Origin of the sequence: uncultured Frigoribacterium sp. (assembly GCF_963515265.1) — a bacterium.
Taxonomy (GTDB): Bacteria; Actinomycetota; Actinomycetes; order Actinomycetales; family Microbacteriaceae; genus Frigoribacterium.
This window is the reverse complement of record NZ_CAUPYL010000055.1, coordinates 1-13,640: the sequence shown is the minus strand read 5'-3', so window position 1 is coordinate 13,640 and position 13,640 is coordinate 1. Positions and strand designations below refer to the sequence as shown.

Sequence of the window (13,640 nt, the reverse complement as noted above, 5' to 3'; positions counted from 1 at the left end):
CCGCCAGCGGGCCCGGGCGGAGCCTCAGCCCCGGCGCGCGAAGCGCAGGGTGACGATCTCGAACGGGCGAAGCGTCAGCTCGAGGGGCTCCCCTGCGGTCCACCGCGCGGCGCCGGGGACGTCGGCTCCGTCGACGCCCAGCTCGCGCTCGTGCAGGTCCGTCCGCCAGGCCCCGCCGAGCGCCGCCGACGCGTCGACCCCGATCGTCGACGCGGCCCTCGATCCCCTGGCCTCGTAGAGCCGGACGACGAGGTCGCCCGAACGGTCCTCCGCGAGCTTGACCGCCTCCACGACCACCGCCGGCGACGACGACGTGACCAGCGGCGCGACCGGCCCGCCGGAGCCGGACACGGTACGCAGCGGCAGGTTCAGCCGGTAGCCGGCCGACAGCGCGTCGACCACGTCGGGCGCGACGCGCACGGTCGACCGCAGCACGTGGCGGCCCTGGTCGGCGTGCGGGTCGGGGAACACCGGCGCCCTCAGCAGCGACTGCCGCACGAGCGTGGTGGTGCCGCCGTCGTCCCGGGTCGAGCGCGTGATGTCGTGTCCGTACGTCGAGTCGTTCGCGACGGCCACCCCGAAGCCGGGCTCGGCCACGTGCACCCACCGGTGGGCGACCGTCTCGAAGCGGGCGAAGTCCCATGAGGTGTTGGAGTGCGTGGGGCGCTGAACGTGCCCGAACTGGACCTCGGACGCCGCGCGGTCGGCGTGCACGTCGAGCGGGAAGGCCAGCTTCAGCAGCTTCTGCCTCTCGTGCCAGTCGACCTCGGTCACCAGCTGCAGTTCCGCCTCGCCCTCCTCGAGGGCCCAGCGCTGCACGATCGTCGACGTGCCGGTGGTCCGCGTCACCACGAGCGACACCCCGTCGACCTCGACCGACACGGCGTCGACGAGGTCGGTGCGGGCGTTGACGTAGACGGCGTCGATGTCCCACGCGTCCCACTGGTTCGGGGTGTCCCGGAAGATCTGCAGCAGCCCGAGCCTCGCGCCGGGAGCGACGAGGTCACGCCCGGACGTCGAGTCGACGAGCGACGAGACGAGCCCGTCGGAGTCGAAGACGGCCCTGACGAGCCCGTTCGAGAGCACCCAGCCGTCGCCGTCCGCGTCGAGCACCACGCCGGTCGCCGTCGAGCCGGCCGCGGCGACGGCGGCGGCGCCGCTGCTGTCGACGACCGCCGCGGACGACGCGGCCACCCCGCGGTGCGGGACCGGGCCCGCGTTGAAGGCGACGGCCACGTCGCCTTGCCCGGCCAGCACCTCCTGCGCCCTGGCCGTCAACGCACCGAGCTGCTCGGCGACCCGGGCGTAGTTCCGCTCGGCGTCCTGGTGCACCCAGGCGATGGACGAGCCGGGGAGGATGTCGTGGAACTGCAGCAGCAGGACGGTCTGCCAGAGCTCGTCGAGCTCGTCGTACGGGTAGTCGAGCAGGCCCCGGACGGCCGCGGTGGCGCACCACAGCTCGGCCTCGCGCAGCAGGTGCTCGCTGCGGCGGTTGCCCTGCTTCGTGCGCGCCTGCGAGGTGTACGTGCCCCGGTGGAACTCGAGGTACATCTCGCCCGACCAGACCGCCGGGTCGGGCATCTCGTCACGGGCCTGCGCGAAGAAGGAGGCGGGGGTGCCGACGGTCACGCGCGGCGAGCCCTCGAGATCGGCGGCCCGTCTCGCGGCTGCCATCATCTCTCGGGTCGGCCCGCCGCCGCCGTCGCCCCAGCCGAACGGCACGATCGAGACGTTGGAGACGCCCTTCTCGCTGTACTCGCGCTCGGCGTGTGCCAGCTCGACCGCCGAGAGGTCGGAGTTGTAGGTGTCGACCGGCGGGAAGTGCGTGAAGACCCGGCTCCCGTCGATGCCCTCCCACAGGAACGTGTGGTGCGGCATCCGGTTGGTCTCGTTCCACGACTCCTTCTGCGTGAAGAACGAGTGGGCACCGGCCGCGCGGGCGATCTGCGGCATGGCGCCCGTGTAGCCGAACGAGTCGGGCAGCCAGACCTCGTCGCACTCGATCCCGAACTCGCGCCGGAAGAAGGCGTGCCCGGCCACGAACTGACGGGCCAGCGCCTCGCCTCCCGGCATGTTCGTGTCGGACTCGACCCACATCCCGCCGACCGGCACGAACCGGCCCTCGGCGATCTTCTCCTTCATGCGGGCGAAGAGGTCGGGGTAGCGATCCTTCACCCACGCGTACTGCTGGGCGCTCGAGGCGGCGAAGACGAAGTCCGGGTCCTCGTCCATCAGGGCGACGACGTTCGAGAAGGTGCGCGCCACCTTGCGCTGCGTCTCGCGGACGGGCCAGAGCCAGGCCGAGTCGATGTGCGCGTGGCCGGTCGCGACGACGCGGTGGGCGCTGGCGGCGGCGGGCGACGCGAGCACGCCCGCGAGCGCCTCGCGCCCGAGGACCGCGGACCCGGCGACGTCGTCGTGGTCGACGACCTCGCACGCCCGCTCGAGCGCGCGCAGGATCTCGTGTCGCCGTGGAGTGCCGGGGTCGAGGGTCCGCATCAGGCCGAGCAGCGTCCAGATGTCGCGGTCGAGCTCCCACACCACGGTGTCCCTCTCGGCGAGGTCGAGTGTCCGGAGCGTGTAGATCGGTGCCGTCCCGGCGGTCGCCTTGTCGCCCATGGGCGTCTCGAGGTAGAAGAAGTTGCCGCCGACGTCGGGGTTCGACGCCGCCTCCACGAAGAACTCGATCGGCGCCCCCGGCGAGGCCGAGCCGCCCACCAGCGCCAGCGGCACGTAGCCGTTGTACGGCTCGATGGCCTTCACGAGCGTCCCGTCGCGACGCCAGACGAGCCCCTCGGCCTGGAAGCCGGGCTGACGTGTGCTGAAGCCCAGGTCGACGACGGCCTCGAGCGCCGTGGCCGGGTCGGCGCCCCAGCCCTCGGGCACGACGCCCGTCACCCGGAACCAGGTGGTGCCCCACGGCCGGCTCCACGGCGTGCCGGGGACGAAGGGCACGTACTGCTGACGGACGGCCTCGGCGAAGGGCACGGGCTCGTCCGGCACCTCCCACGCCTCGACGGTGAGCGGCGCGGCGCGTCGGTAGATGTTCGGCGTGATCCGGTCGAGGACGAAGCGGTCGATGCGGGCCTCGACGAGGGCGGTGTTGTCGTGCATGGGGAGAGTCTCCTTGTCGGCGCGCACGAGCGCGCGGAGGTTCGGTGATCCGGTGGGACGAGGGCAGGTCAGGGGCGGTCGTGGAGGAGCGACATCACCCCTTGACCCCGCCGGCGAGGGCGTTCGATCCGCCGAGGGTGCGCGACACCAGCACGTAGAGGGCGATGACCGGCACCGAGTACACGATCGAGAACGCCGCGAGCTGGCCGTAGGCGACCGAGCCGTACTGTCCGAAGAAGTTGAAGATGCTGACGGCGGCGGGCTGCTTGTCGGGGCTCAGCAGCAGGATGAAGGGGACGAAGAAGTTGCCCCACGCCTGGATGAACACGAAGATGAAGACGACCGCGATGCCGGGCCGCATGAGCGGCACGACGACGCGCGTCAGCGTCGAGAACATCGACGCGCCGTCCGTCCAGGCCGCCTCCTCGAGCGAGATGGGCACCGAGTCCATGAAGTTCTTCGACATCCAGATCGCCATGGGCAGGCTGGAGGCCGCCAGGAAGAACACGGTGCCGCCGATCGAGTCGATCAGGTCGAGCGAGACGAACAGGCTGTAGACCGGCACCATCATGGCGGTGATCGGCAGGCACGTCCCGAAGAGGATGCCGTAGAGGAACGGCTTGTTGATCCGCATCCGGTACCGCGACAACGGGTACGCGGCGAGGATCGCCACGACGACGGTGATCAACGCGCAGCCCCCGGACAGGACGAGGCTGTTCGCGAGCGGGATGAACGAGATCTCGGGCGTGAGCACCTGCCGGAAGTTGTCGAGCGTGAACTCGTCGGGCACCGCTGCCGAGAGGGACGCGTCCGTGTCGACGGAGGCGAGCACGAGCCAGACGAGCGGCACCGCGAAGCAGAGCCCCACGACGACCAGGACGAGGTTCGAGACCAGCGCGAGCCGCCGGCCGCTGGGCGAGGTCATGGCCACGGTCAGTCCACCTCCGGCTTGAGCGCCCTGATGTAGATGATCGAGAAGACCGCCCCGACGAGCAGCATGATGGTCGCGATCGCGGTGCCGAATCCGAGCTGCGAGAAGCGGAAGGCCTCCTGGTAGGCGAGGATCGGCAGCGTCGAGCTGTCGGTGCCCGGGCCGCCGCCGGTCATGACGAAGATCAGGGTGAAGACCGAGAGCGTCTGCAGGGTCGTGAGCATGAGGTTCGTCGAGATGCTGCGACGGATGGCCGGCAGCGTGATGTAGACCAGGCGCTTGAGGCCGCCTGCGCCGTCCATCTCGGCCGCCTCCGTGATCTCGGGCGGCACCTCCTGGATGGCCGCCGAGTAGACCAGCATCGAGAAGGCGGCGCCGCGCCAGATGTTGGCGATGATGATCGAGATCAGCGGGAACGTGTAGAGCCAGTTGGCCCCCGTGATCCCCAGCCCGGCCAGGATCGTGTTGAGCGTGCCGCCGTCGTTGAAGAACGCGTACGCGACGAACGCGGCGACGATCTCCGGCAGCACCCAGGCGGCGATCACGAAGGTGCCGACGACGGCGCGGACGCCCTTGTTCGCCGAGCGCATCAGGAGGGCGACGCCGAGTCCGACGACGTTCTGCCCGACCACGGCGGAGAAGAACACGAACGCGAGCGTGAGCAGCACCGACTTGGGGAAGTCGGGGTCGGCGAACAGCTCGCGGTAGTTCGCGAAGCCGACGAACTCCGAGCCGCCGGCGGCGTAGCCGGTCAGGGAGGCGTTGGTGAACGACCCGTAGAACGACGAGATGACCGGGCCGAGCAGGAAGATCGCGAGCAGCACGATCGCGGGCACCAGCGGGACGGTGCGTCCGGCGGTGCGCAGGGCACGGGCCCGGGAGGCGCCCGCCCGGCGACCGGACGGCTCACCTCCCGGCCCCGCGCCGAGGCCGCCCGGCCGGTCGCCGTCGCGACCGACCGGGGCAGGAGCGAGGGTCGTCATCGTCAGTCGGCCTCGACCGTCGCGTCCTCGCCGACGATGCCGACCAGGGCCTCGTCGTACGCGGCCGCCGCCTCCTCCGGGCTCTGCTGGCCGGTCATCACCGCCTCCATCGCGATGGTGATCTCGCTCGAGATGCGGTTGTAGTCGGTGGTGGCGGGGCGGAAGTGCGTCACGGGGACGATCGACGAGAAGAACTCGAACGAGGGGTTCGCGGCGACGTACTCCGGGTCCTCGGCGACGTCGCTCCGCACGGCGATCTGGCTCGCGGCGATGTCGTAGGACTGCGAGCCCTCCTTGCTCAGCGACTGCTCGATGAACTCGAACGCCTTGTCGGGGTTCGCGCTGTTCGCGCCGACCGCGAGGGTCCAGCCGCCCGACATGCTGACCGCGCCGGGAGCCTGCCCGTCCTGGGTGGGCATGGGCGCCTGGCCGAGCACCTCGCTCCACTCCGGCCACGGGTTCGTGCCCGTCTCGAGCCAGGTGCCGCTCAGCCACGACCCGTCGAGGGCGATGCCGACCTTCGACTGCGGGAGCCACTCGCCGCCGACGATCGTGGCGATGTTGGTGTCGAGCGCCTGCTCGGGGGTCGGGCCGACCCCGCCCTGGTAGACGTCCTCGATGAAGCCGAGGGAGTCGACGAAGCCCTGCGACCCGGTGACCCACTTGCCCTCGTCGTCGTCGAAGAGGGTGCCGCCCTCGGTGCCGTAGAGCAGCATCTCGAAGCCCTGCATCGTGGCGCCCTCGCCCTGCGGCTTGCCGGAGTAGATGTTGAAGGGCACGACGTCCGGGGAGGCCTGCTTCAGCGTCGCGGCCGCGTCGAGGACGTCGTCCCAGGTGGCGGGCTCCCACGGCACGGGCAGGCCGGCTGCGGCGAAGAGCTCCTTGTTGTACCAGAGCGCCCGCGTGTCGGTGCCCATCGGGACTCCGTAGAGCTTGCCGTCCTCGCCGACCCCCGCCTCCTTGGCGTTGTCGTAGAACATGTCCCAGTCGTCCCAGGCCTCGGCGTACTCGTCCAGGGGCAGGAGGAACCCGGCCGCGGCGTCGCTCTTCAGCTTCGCCGTGTCCTCGTACTGCACGTCGGGGGCGGTGGAGGGAGAGCGGTTCATCAGGGCGAGCTTCGTGAAGTAGTCGTCGTTCTGGCCGGCGATGGGGACGAGCTCGACGGTCATGTCCGGGTTCGCCGCCTCGAACTCCGCGGCGACGGCCTTCATGTGGTCATCCATCTGGGTGAAGGTGCCGAACTTCTGGTACGCCACCTTGAGCGTGTCCTCGTCGCCTCCGCCGCTGCCCCCGGCACAGCCGGCGGCCAGCAGGACGGTGGTGGTCGCTGCGGCGGCGACCGCCAGCACGCGACGTCGTCGGGTGTTCGTCGTTCGAGTCATGGTGCTCCCTTGCTCCATCGCTCGACCGGCGTCGTCGCCGGTCCGTGGGAGTTACTACACCGTATGGAGTTATTGCTTGTCAAGACGTCGTGACCGAGCTGTGACCCTCGACCGAGGGCCCCGGTCCGCCGCGCCCGACGCCCGCCCCTAGGCGGAGATGAGCAGCGCCGACGGCCTGGGCGAGAAGGCGTGGTCGAGCACGAGGCAGGCGGCCCCCACCGCCGCGACGTCCGTGCCGATGGCCGACTGCTCGAGGGCGATCGGGTGCTTGGCGATGAGCGCGGCCGACGACCGCACGGACTCCGGCAGCACCTGGAGCACCCAGGGGGCGACGACGTGCCAGAACGGCCCGCCGAAGACGACCTCGGCGAGGTCGAGCAGGTTGAGCACGACCACGACGGCCCGGGCGAGGTGCCGCGCAGCCTCGTGCAGGATCTCGAGGGCCCCCTCGTCGCCGTCCGCGGCCTTGCCCGCCAACGCGACCAGCGCCTCCTCGATGCGGTGCAGGTCGTCGGGGTCGCCCTCCGAGCGGGCGGCGTCGAGCACGTCGACCCGCAGGTCGTCCGCCGTGAGCACGCCGGCCTCGACCGCCTGGCGCACGAGCGCGTGGGGAGTGATCAGCTCGCCCACGCAGCCGATCCGACCGCAGGTGCAGCGCCGACCCGAGGAGGCGACGGTCACGTGTCCGGAGTCGCCCGCGTTCGAGCTCGACCCCCGCACGACGTCGCGGCCGATGACGAGGCCGGTGCCGAAGCCCGTGCCGTAGTAGACGAAGGCGAAGTCGCGCCGGGAGGCGCCGTCGCTGAACCAGAGCTCGGCGACGGCAGCCGCGGCGACGTCCTTCTCGAGCAGCACGGGCAGCCCCGTCGCCTCGGCGATGGCCCGGCGCAGGGGCACGTGCCGCCACCGCGGCAGCATCGGCGGGTCGAGGACGACGCCGTCCTCGACGTCGATCGGCCCCGGCGCCGCGATGCCGATCCCGAGGAGGCGCGCGCGGTCCACGCCGGAGTCCGCCACGAGCCCGTCCACCGTCCGGGCGATCAACCCGACGACCTCGTCGGGCCGCGACGCGGACGGGGTGGGGGTCTGTGCGTGCGCCACCACGGTGCCGTGCAGGTCGAGCAGCACGTAGGTCACGACCGCGGGGTCGACGTGGACCCCGAGAGCGAAGCTGCCTCCCGGCTCGAGCTGCAACATGGTGCGCGGCTTGCCCGGGCCGCTGATGACGGTGCCGCTCTCGCGGATCAGGCCGGCGTCCAGCAGCCGTCGCGACACGTTCGTCACCGCCTGAGGGCTGAGGCCGGTGCGCTCGGCGATCTCGGTCCGGCTGAGCCCGGCCGACTCACGCCGCACCGCGTCGAGCACGACCGAGCGGTTGTAGCCGCCGACGGCCGGGAGGTTGGTGCCGCGCCTCACGGCTTCGCCGGGCCACGGTCGGTCTGCATGCCCCGATCCTCCCACCCTCGACGGTGGTGCCCGGCCGGGTGCCCCGTTACCCTGAGGCCATGTCGGACCTGCGCCTCGAGACCCTGTCCGCCGCCACCGTCGTGGCGGCCAACAACCTGACGCTGAAGCCGGGCCAGGAGCAGTACGTGGCCCCGGTCTCGCACTCGATCGCCGAGGCGTACGTGAACCCGACCACGGCGTGGCCCCGCGTCGTGCTCGACGGCGACGAGGTCGTCGGCTTCATCATGGGCAACTTCGACGCGGACGCCGACGACGAGTCCCTGCGCAGCTGCATCTGGCGGGTCAACGTCTCGGCCGAGCACCAGGGCCGCGGCGTCGGTCGCTTCGCGATCCACGCCCTCGCAGGCGAGGCGCGCAGCCGCGGCTTCGACACGCTCACCGTCATCTACGAGCCGGGCGACGACGGTCCGGAGCGCTTCTTCGCCCACATCGGCTTCGAGGTCGTCGGCGAGACGCCGTACGGCGAGCACCTCGCGGCGCTCACCATCAGCCCGACGCCGCAGGGCGAGTGACCCCGGGGGCAGCTGCGCCCGACGACGGCCCTCCCGACGACGCCTCGCCGGGCGACGACTTCGTCTCGCGCGTCGTCTCGGTCGTCGAGTCCGTGCCGGAGGGGCGGGTCATGTCGTACGGCTCGGTGGCGGCGGCCGTCGGCTCGCGCTCGTCGCGCGGCGTCGGCAAGGTGATGGCGCACGCGGGCTCCGACCTGCCGTGGTGGCGCATCGTGAAGGCATCCGGGCACGCCCCCGAGGGTCACGGCCAGCGCGCGCTCGAGCACTGGCGCGCCGAGGGGACGCCCCTGTCGTGGTCGCGGACAGGCACGGTCCGTGTCGACCTCGAGCGCGCCTCCTGGTGGCCCGACGTCAGCCTGTCGGACGAGCCGGTCGACCCGTTCGGCTGACGCGCCCGCGGCTGCCAGGCGCTTCGATCGGAGCATGCCCTCGCTCCCCCGTCTCGCCGCCGCCGTCGCCGTCGCCGCCGTCGTCTGCGTCACCGCCTCCTCCTGCTCGGCCGTGGGCCTCGGCTCCGACGAGAAGACGTGGGAGTTCGACCGCTACGGCGACGCGCCGAAGGCGGGCACGCGCTCGTTCGTGCTGGACGCCTGGGTGCCGAGCGATGCGGTCGACATCCGTGCGGTGGCGCGTCGCGAGGCACCGCAGGAGGCGGTCCTCACGTTCCACAGCGCCGCCTCCCCCGCCGACGCCGCGGGCTGCGCCGCCGTCGAGCCGGTCACCGCCGCCCCGCCGCTGTCTCCGGCGTGGCTGCCCGACCCCACGCCGACGGCCGGCTGGAGCTGCGGCGACTGGACCGTCGTCGCTGACGACGGCACGGTCTGGGCCTGGCGGGGCTGACGCCCGCCGCGCACCAAGGACGGTCTACACGAGCGAGTCGCGCCAGGCCGCGTGCAGCTGCGCGAACCGCCCGGTGCCGGCGATGAGGTCGGCGGGCGTGCCGTCCTCGACGACGCGACCGTGCTCCATGACGAGCACCCGGTCGGCGATCGCCACCGTCGACAGCCGGTGCGCGATGATCACGGCCGTTCGGTCGGCGAGCAGGGTCTGCAGCGCCTCCTGCACCATGCGCTCGGACGGGATGTCGAGCGACGCGGTCGCCTCGTCGAGGATGAGCACCGCCGCGTCGGCGATGAACGCCCGCGCGAACGACAGCAGCTGACGCTGCCCGGCCGAGACCCGCCCGCCGCGCTTGTTCACGTCGGTGTCGTACCCGTCGGGCAGCGCCACGATGAACTCGTGAGCGCCGACCGCGCGGGCGGCGCGCTCGATCTCGTCTCGCGTCGCGTCGGGCTTGCCGAGCGAGATGTTGTCCGCCACCGAGCCCGAGAACAGGTACGCCTCCTGCGTGACCATGACGATGGCCCGCCGCAGGTCCTTCGGGTGCAGGTCGCGCAGGTCGACGCCGTCGAGCGTGACGCGGCCGCGGGTCGGGTCGTAGAACCGCGACATGAGCTTGGCCAGCGTCGACTTGCCGGCGCCGGTCGAACCGACGAGCGCGATGGTCTGCCCTGCGGGCACGTCGAGGTCGAACTCGGGCAGCACGACCGTGTCGGCCGAGTAGGCGAACTCGACGTCGTCGAAGACGACGGCGCCCTTCGCGTGCCGCAGGTCGACGGGCGACTCGGGGTCGGGCACGCTCGGCTCCTCCTCGAGGACGCCCGAGATCTTCTCGAGCGCCGCCGAGGCCGACTGGTAGCCGTTGTAGAACATGGCCATCTCTTCTGCGGGGTCGAAGAAGCGCTTCGCGTACAGCGCCGCCGCGAGCAGGGCGCCGATCTCGAGCGAGCCGTCGATCACGCGGAACCCGCCGAAGAGCACGACGGCCGCGAGGGTGGCGTTGCCGATCAGCACCAGGCCGGGGTCGAAGGTGCCGAACAGCGTGAACACCTTCGAGTTGGCCTGGCGGTACTCCTCGACGTAGCCCGCGTACTCCTTCTCGTTGCGCGCCTCCTTGCGGAACGCCTGCACCGCCCGCATGCCCGTCATCGTCTCGACGAAGTGCACGATCACCCGGGCGCTGGCGACGCGCGTGGCGCGGAACAGCTTCTGCGAGCGCACCTGGAACCACCGCGTCAGCGCGATCAGCGGGATGAGCGCGACGGCGAGCACGAGCCCGCTCGGCGCGTCGAGGCTGACGAGCGCGATCGCGGTGAACCCCATGTAGAGCAGGCCCGAGACGAGCTGGTTGATGCCCGAGTCGAGCAGTTCGCGGATCGAGTCGAGGTCGCTCGTCTGGCGCGAGATGATGCGCCCCGACGTGTACGTCTCGTGGAACTCGAGGCTGAGCCGCTGCGTGTGCAGGAACAGCCGCTTGCGCAGGTCGAACAGGATCGCCTGGCTGATCCGCGCCGACAGCACCGTGTACTGCGCCATCAGCACGGCGCCGAGCACGCCGGTCACCAGGTAGACGACGACCACGAGGATCGCCGGCGCCCAGTCCTGTCGGTCCATCAGCGCCGGCAGGGCGGTGTCGATCCCGAACGCGATCAGCGCGGGGCCGGCCACCTGGGAGGCGGTGCTGACGATGACGACGACCGCCATCAGCGCCAGCCGCCAGCGCAGCGGACGGATCAGCGAGCCGAGGAGGCGCAGCGACCGTCGACGGAGCCGCTTGCTCTCGGCCTTGGTGAAGTCGTCGCGCTCCTCGCCCCGGACGCCCTGGGTCGTCGAGCCCTGCTCGGCCCGCTTCTCGGCCGGGGTGCGGCCGTCGAGGGCCTCGTGGGCGGGGCCGCCCCCGGTGCCGTCGACCATGCCGTCGTCGCGGACCGCGCCGTCGGGCGCGTCATCGGTGCGGCGCGTGGCCTGGTCGTGCGTCGTCTGCTCGGTCATGCCAGCACCTCCTCTCGGGCGGGCGTGGTGTCGTCGTCGAGGGACGAGATCACCCAGCGGTAGTGCTCGTTCGTGGCGAGCAGGTCGGAGTGGGTGCCGACCGCGGTGACCCTGCCGTTCTCGAGCAGGGCGACGCGGTCGGCGAGGGTGACCGTCGACGGACGGTGCGCGACGATCAACGAGGTCGTCGACGCGAGCACCCGGCGGAGGCCGGCCTCGACCCGGGCCTCGGTGTCGACGTCGAGCGCCGACAGCGGGTCGTCGAGCACGAGGATCGCGGGACGCGCCGCGACGGCGCGCGCCAGGGCGAGCCGCTGGCGCTGCCCGCCCGAGAGGCTCAGCCCCTCTTCGCCGACACGGGTGTCGACGCCGTCGGGCAGGCGGTCGACGAAGTCGGCCTGGGCGATGTCGAGGGCCTCTCGCATGACGCGGTCGGCCTCGGCAGGGTCGTCGGCGAGGTCGGGGCGGCCGAGCAGCACGTTGTCGCGGACGGAGGCGCTGAACAGCGTCGCGTCCTCGAAGGCCATGCCGACCAGGCGGCGCAGCTCTTGCCGCGAGAGGTCGCGCACGTCGACGCCGTCGATCCGGACGCTGCCGCCCGTGACGTCGTAGAGCCGCGAGACGAGCGCGAGCAACGTCGTCTTGCCCGAGCCGGTGAGCCCCACGAGGGCCATGGTCTCGCCCGGCTCGACGACGAGGTCGACGCCGTTGACGAGGTCCGGGTACTGGGCCGGGCTGTCCTGGTAGCGGAAGTGCGCGTCGGCGAACTCGAGCCGCCCCTCCGGCGTCTCGATCGTGACCGGTCGCTCGGGGTCGGTGATCGCGTTCTCGCTGTCGAGCACCTCGAAGAAACGGTCGGCGGCCGTGCGGGTGTCGAAGGTCATCGAGAGCAGGAACCCGATCGACTCGACCGGCCACCGCAGCACGGTGGCCGTCGCGAAGAACGCGAACAGCTGCCCGACGGTCAGCTGACCGTCGGCGGCCAGCCAGATGCCGCCGAGCAGGCAGAGGGCGAAGGCGACGTCGGGCACGAGCAGCAGCCACAACCACAGGCGGCTGATCGCCTGGGCCTTCTCGATCTCGGTGCCGCGCAGGTCGTCGGCCTGCTTGGCGAACTCGTCGAGCGAGTGCTTGCCGCGGCCGAAGGCCTTGAGCACCCGGATGCCGTGCACGCTCTGCTCGACGCTGGTCGCGAGGTCGCCGACCTGGTCCTGGCTGCGCCGCGCGACGATCGAGTAGCGCTTCTCGAACGCGAAGCTGACGAAGAACACCGGCATCGACGCGACCATGAACAGGAGCGCGAGCGCCCAGCTGTAGAAGAAGAGCACCGCGAAGCCGACGACGATCGTCAGGACGTTGACGACGAGCAGCACGACTCCGAACGCGAGCCAACGCCGGATCAGCGAGAGGTCGCTGACCGACCGGCTGAGCAGCTGGCCGCTCTGCCACCGGTCGTGGAACGCCACCGGCAGGTCCTGCAGCTTCGCGTAGAGCGAGTTGCGCATCGACGCCTCGACGTGGGTGCTGGGCGTGAGCACGAGGCGTCGACGGAGGCCGATCATGACGGCCTCGACGATGCCGAGCCCGAGGACGACGGCGAAGGCGGGCCAGACCTGGGCACGGTCGCCGCTCGACAGCGGACCGTCGACCAGCAGCTGGAGCACGGCGGGGATGAGCAGGGCGACGACGGCGGCGGCGAGCGCGGCGACGGCGCCGAGCACGATGCGCGGGATGGCCGGCTTCGCGTAGGGGTAGAGCCGCATCAGCGCACGGAGCGTCGACGGGCGACGCTGCGGCGCGGACGGGGGCGGAGGGGACTTCGGGGACATGGCTGATCCAAGTGTCGTGATCTGGAGCGTCGGTGCCGTCACGGCGGCGACCGACTGGGGAGGGAGTCGCGGCCCGGTGCCCTGGGGAGGGCACGGCGGCGACCCTGATACGGAGCGCACGAGGCGCTCGGGTGGAGGAGGTGCGGTGCCGGCGGCGAGCCCGGCGTGCGTCCCGGTCGGCCTAGCCGACGAGGGTCCGGGCTGCCCGGCGGGCGGCGACGGAGGAGCGGGAGGCAGGCACGAGGGCACCGGCGGGGGCCGAGGCCACCGTGGTCAGCGTCGAGTTCATCGTGTCCTCCTGTGCAGGTCGTCGTTCGTCCGTCATGTCAGTCGCGAGCGACCGGCTGTGAGCAGCTTTTCAGGATATGTGTGCTGGCGCCTCCCCCGCAAGGGCGAGCGAGGAGAAGATGCGCGACAGGTGTCTCGGCGGCCGCCCGCGCGCGGGCGGAGGGAGCGGCGCGTGCGTGCCACCACGGCCGGCGGACGCCGGACGCCGGACGCCCCCGCCCCCCGGGGCGGGGCGGCCGGCGCCGCGGGGGCGCCCGCGCAGTGGGAGAAGTTCCCCGCCCCCGGGGACTTCAAGGTGGCGC

At 71.9% G+C, this 13,640-nt stretch carries 10 protein-coding genes; 3 read left to right on the top strand and 7 right to left on the bottom strand.

Going from position 1 to position 13,640, the window contains the following annotated elements; translation table 11 throughout:
- Positions 1-24 precede the first annotated feature (24 nt).
- From RWM17_RS06890 to RWM17_RS06870, 5 genes are all read right to left on the bottom strand, one after another.
- A complete protein-coding gene (locus RWM17_RS06890; protein WP_314102265.1) occupies positions 25-3,114 on the bottom strand; it encodes a glycoside hydrolase family 38 C-terminal domain-containing protein in 3,090 nt (1,029 codons plus the stop codon).
- A 94-nt stretch (positions 3,115-3,208) separates the two neighbouring features.
- Entirely contained in the window at positions 3,209-4,039 is an 831-nt protein-coding gene (locus tag RWM17_RS06885) for a carbohydrate ABC transporter permease (RefSeq protein ID WP_192040784.1), read from the bottom strand.
- 8 nt (positions 4,040-4,047) lie between these two features.
- Positions 4,048-5,028 carry a sugar ABC transporter permease gene (locus RWM17_RS06880; protein ID WP_314102264.1) on the bottom strand — a complete coding sequence of 327 codons (981 nt, stop codon included), beginning with the start codon at positions 5,026-5,028 and terminating at the stop codon, positions 4,048-4,050.
- 2 nt (positions 5,029-5,030) lie between these two features.
- Positions 5,031-6,410 (bottom strand): extracellular solute-binding protein, encoded by a 1,380-nt coding sequence (locus RWM17_RS06875; protein WP_314102263.1) that lies wholly within the window; start codon positions 6,408-6,410, stop codon positions 5,031-5,033.
- Between the two features lie 147 nt (positions 6,411-6,557).
- The gene (locus RWM17_RS06870) at positions 6,558-7,826 is read right to left on the bottom strand and encodes an ROK family transcriptional regulator (protein WP_314102262.1); all 1,269 of its coding nucleotides are present in this window, start codon (positions 7,824-7,826) and stop codon (positions 6,558-6,560) included.
- Between the two features lie 89 nt (positions 7,827-7,915).
- On the opposite strand from RWM17_RS06870, the gene RWM17_RS06865 reads away from it, so the two are divergent.
- Genes RWM17_RS06865 through RWM17_RS06855 form a run of 3 tightly spaced genes read left to right on the top strand, consistent with a single transcriptional unit; the run spans position 7,916 to position 9,229 of the window.
- Positions 7,916-8,389 (top strand): GNAT family N-acetyltransferase, encoded by a 474-nt coding sequence (locus RWM17_RS06865; RefSeq protein WP_123547763.1) that lies wholly within the window; start codon positions 7,916-7,918, stop codon positions 8,387-8,389.
- The gene (locus tag RWM17_RS06860) at positions 8,386-8,778 is read left to right on the top strand and encodes an MGMT family protein (RefSeq protein ID WP_314102261.1); all 393 of its coding nucleotides are present in this window, start codon (positions 8,386-8,388) and stop codon (positions 8,776-8,778) included. The genes RWM17_RS06865 and RWM17_RS06860 overlap by 4 nt, the downstream gene beginning before the upstream one ends.
- A 34-nt stretch (positions 8,779-8,812) precedes the next feature.
- Positions 8,813-9,229, top strand: coding sequence for a hypothetical protein (locus tag RWM17_RS06855; protein WP_314102260.1), 417 nt, complete (start codon positions 8,813-8,815; stop codon positions 9,227-9,229).
- Positions 9,230-9,253: 24 nt separating this feature from the next.
- On the opposite strand, the gene RWM17_RS06850 is transcribed toward RWM17_RS06855, so the two are convergent.
- Together RWM17_RS06850 and RWM17_RS06845 are read right to left on the bottom strand one after the other, a co-directional pair.
- A complete protein-coding gene (locus tag RWM17_RS06850; RefSeq protein WP_314102259.1) occupies positions 9,254-11,221 on the bottom strand; it encodes an ABC transporter ATP-binding protein in 1,968 nt (655 codons plus the stop codon).
- Positions 11,218-13,050, bottom strand: a complete 1,833-nt coding sequence (locus tag RWM17_RS06845; RefSeq protein WP_314102258.1) for an ABC transporter ATP-binding protein — start codon at positions 13,048-13,050, stop codon at positions 11,218-11,220. The genes RWM17_RS06850 and RWM17_RS06845 overlap by 4 nt, the downstream gene beginning before the upstream one ends.
- Between the last annotated feature and the right edge of the window lie 590 nt (positions 13,051-13,640).

Excerpts from the sequence above, each read along its gene's own strand:
- RWM17_RS06845 (WP_314102258.1), bottom strand. The coding sequence starts at position 13,050 with ATGTCCCCGAAGTCCCCTCCGCCCCCGTCCGCGCCGCAGCGTCGCCCG.
- RWM17_RS06890 (WP_314102265.1), bottom strand. The coding sequence starts at position 3,114 with ATGCACGACAACACCGCCCTCGTCGAGGCCCGCATCGACCGCTTCGTC.
- RWM17_RS06850 (WP_314102259.1), bottom strand. The coding sequence starts at position 11,221 with ATGACCGAGCAGACGACGCACGACCAGGCCACGCGCCGCACCGATGAC.
- RWM17_RS06865 (WP_123547763.1), top strand. The coding sequence starts at position 7,916 with ATGTCGGACCTGCGCCTCGAGACCCTGTCCGCCGCCACCGTCGTGGCG.
- RWM17_RS06885 (WP_192040784.1), bottom strand. The coding sequence starts at position 4,039 with ATGACCTCGCCCAGCGGCCGGCGGCTCGCGCTGGTCTCGAACCTCGTC.
- RWM17_RS06880 (WP_314102264.1), bottom strand. The coding sequence starts at position 5,028 with ATGACGACCCTCGCTCCTGCCCCGGTCGGTCGCGACGGCGACCGGCCG.
- RWM17_RS06855 (WP_314102260.1), top strand. The coding sequence starts at position 8,813 with ATGCCCTCGCTCCCCCGTCTCGCCGCCGCCGTCGCCGTCGCCGCCGTC.
- RWM17_RS06875 (WP_314102263.1), bottom strand. The coding sequence starts at position 6,410 with ATGACTCGAACGACGAACACCCGACGACGTCGCGTGCTGGCGGTCGCC.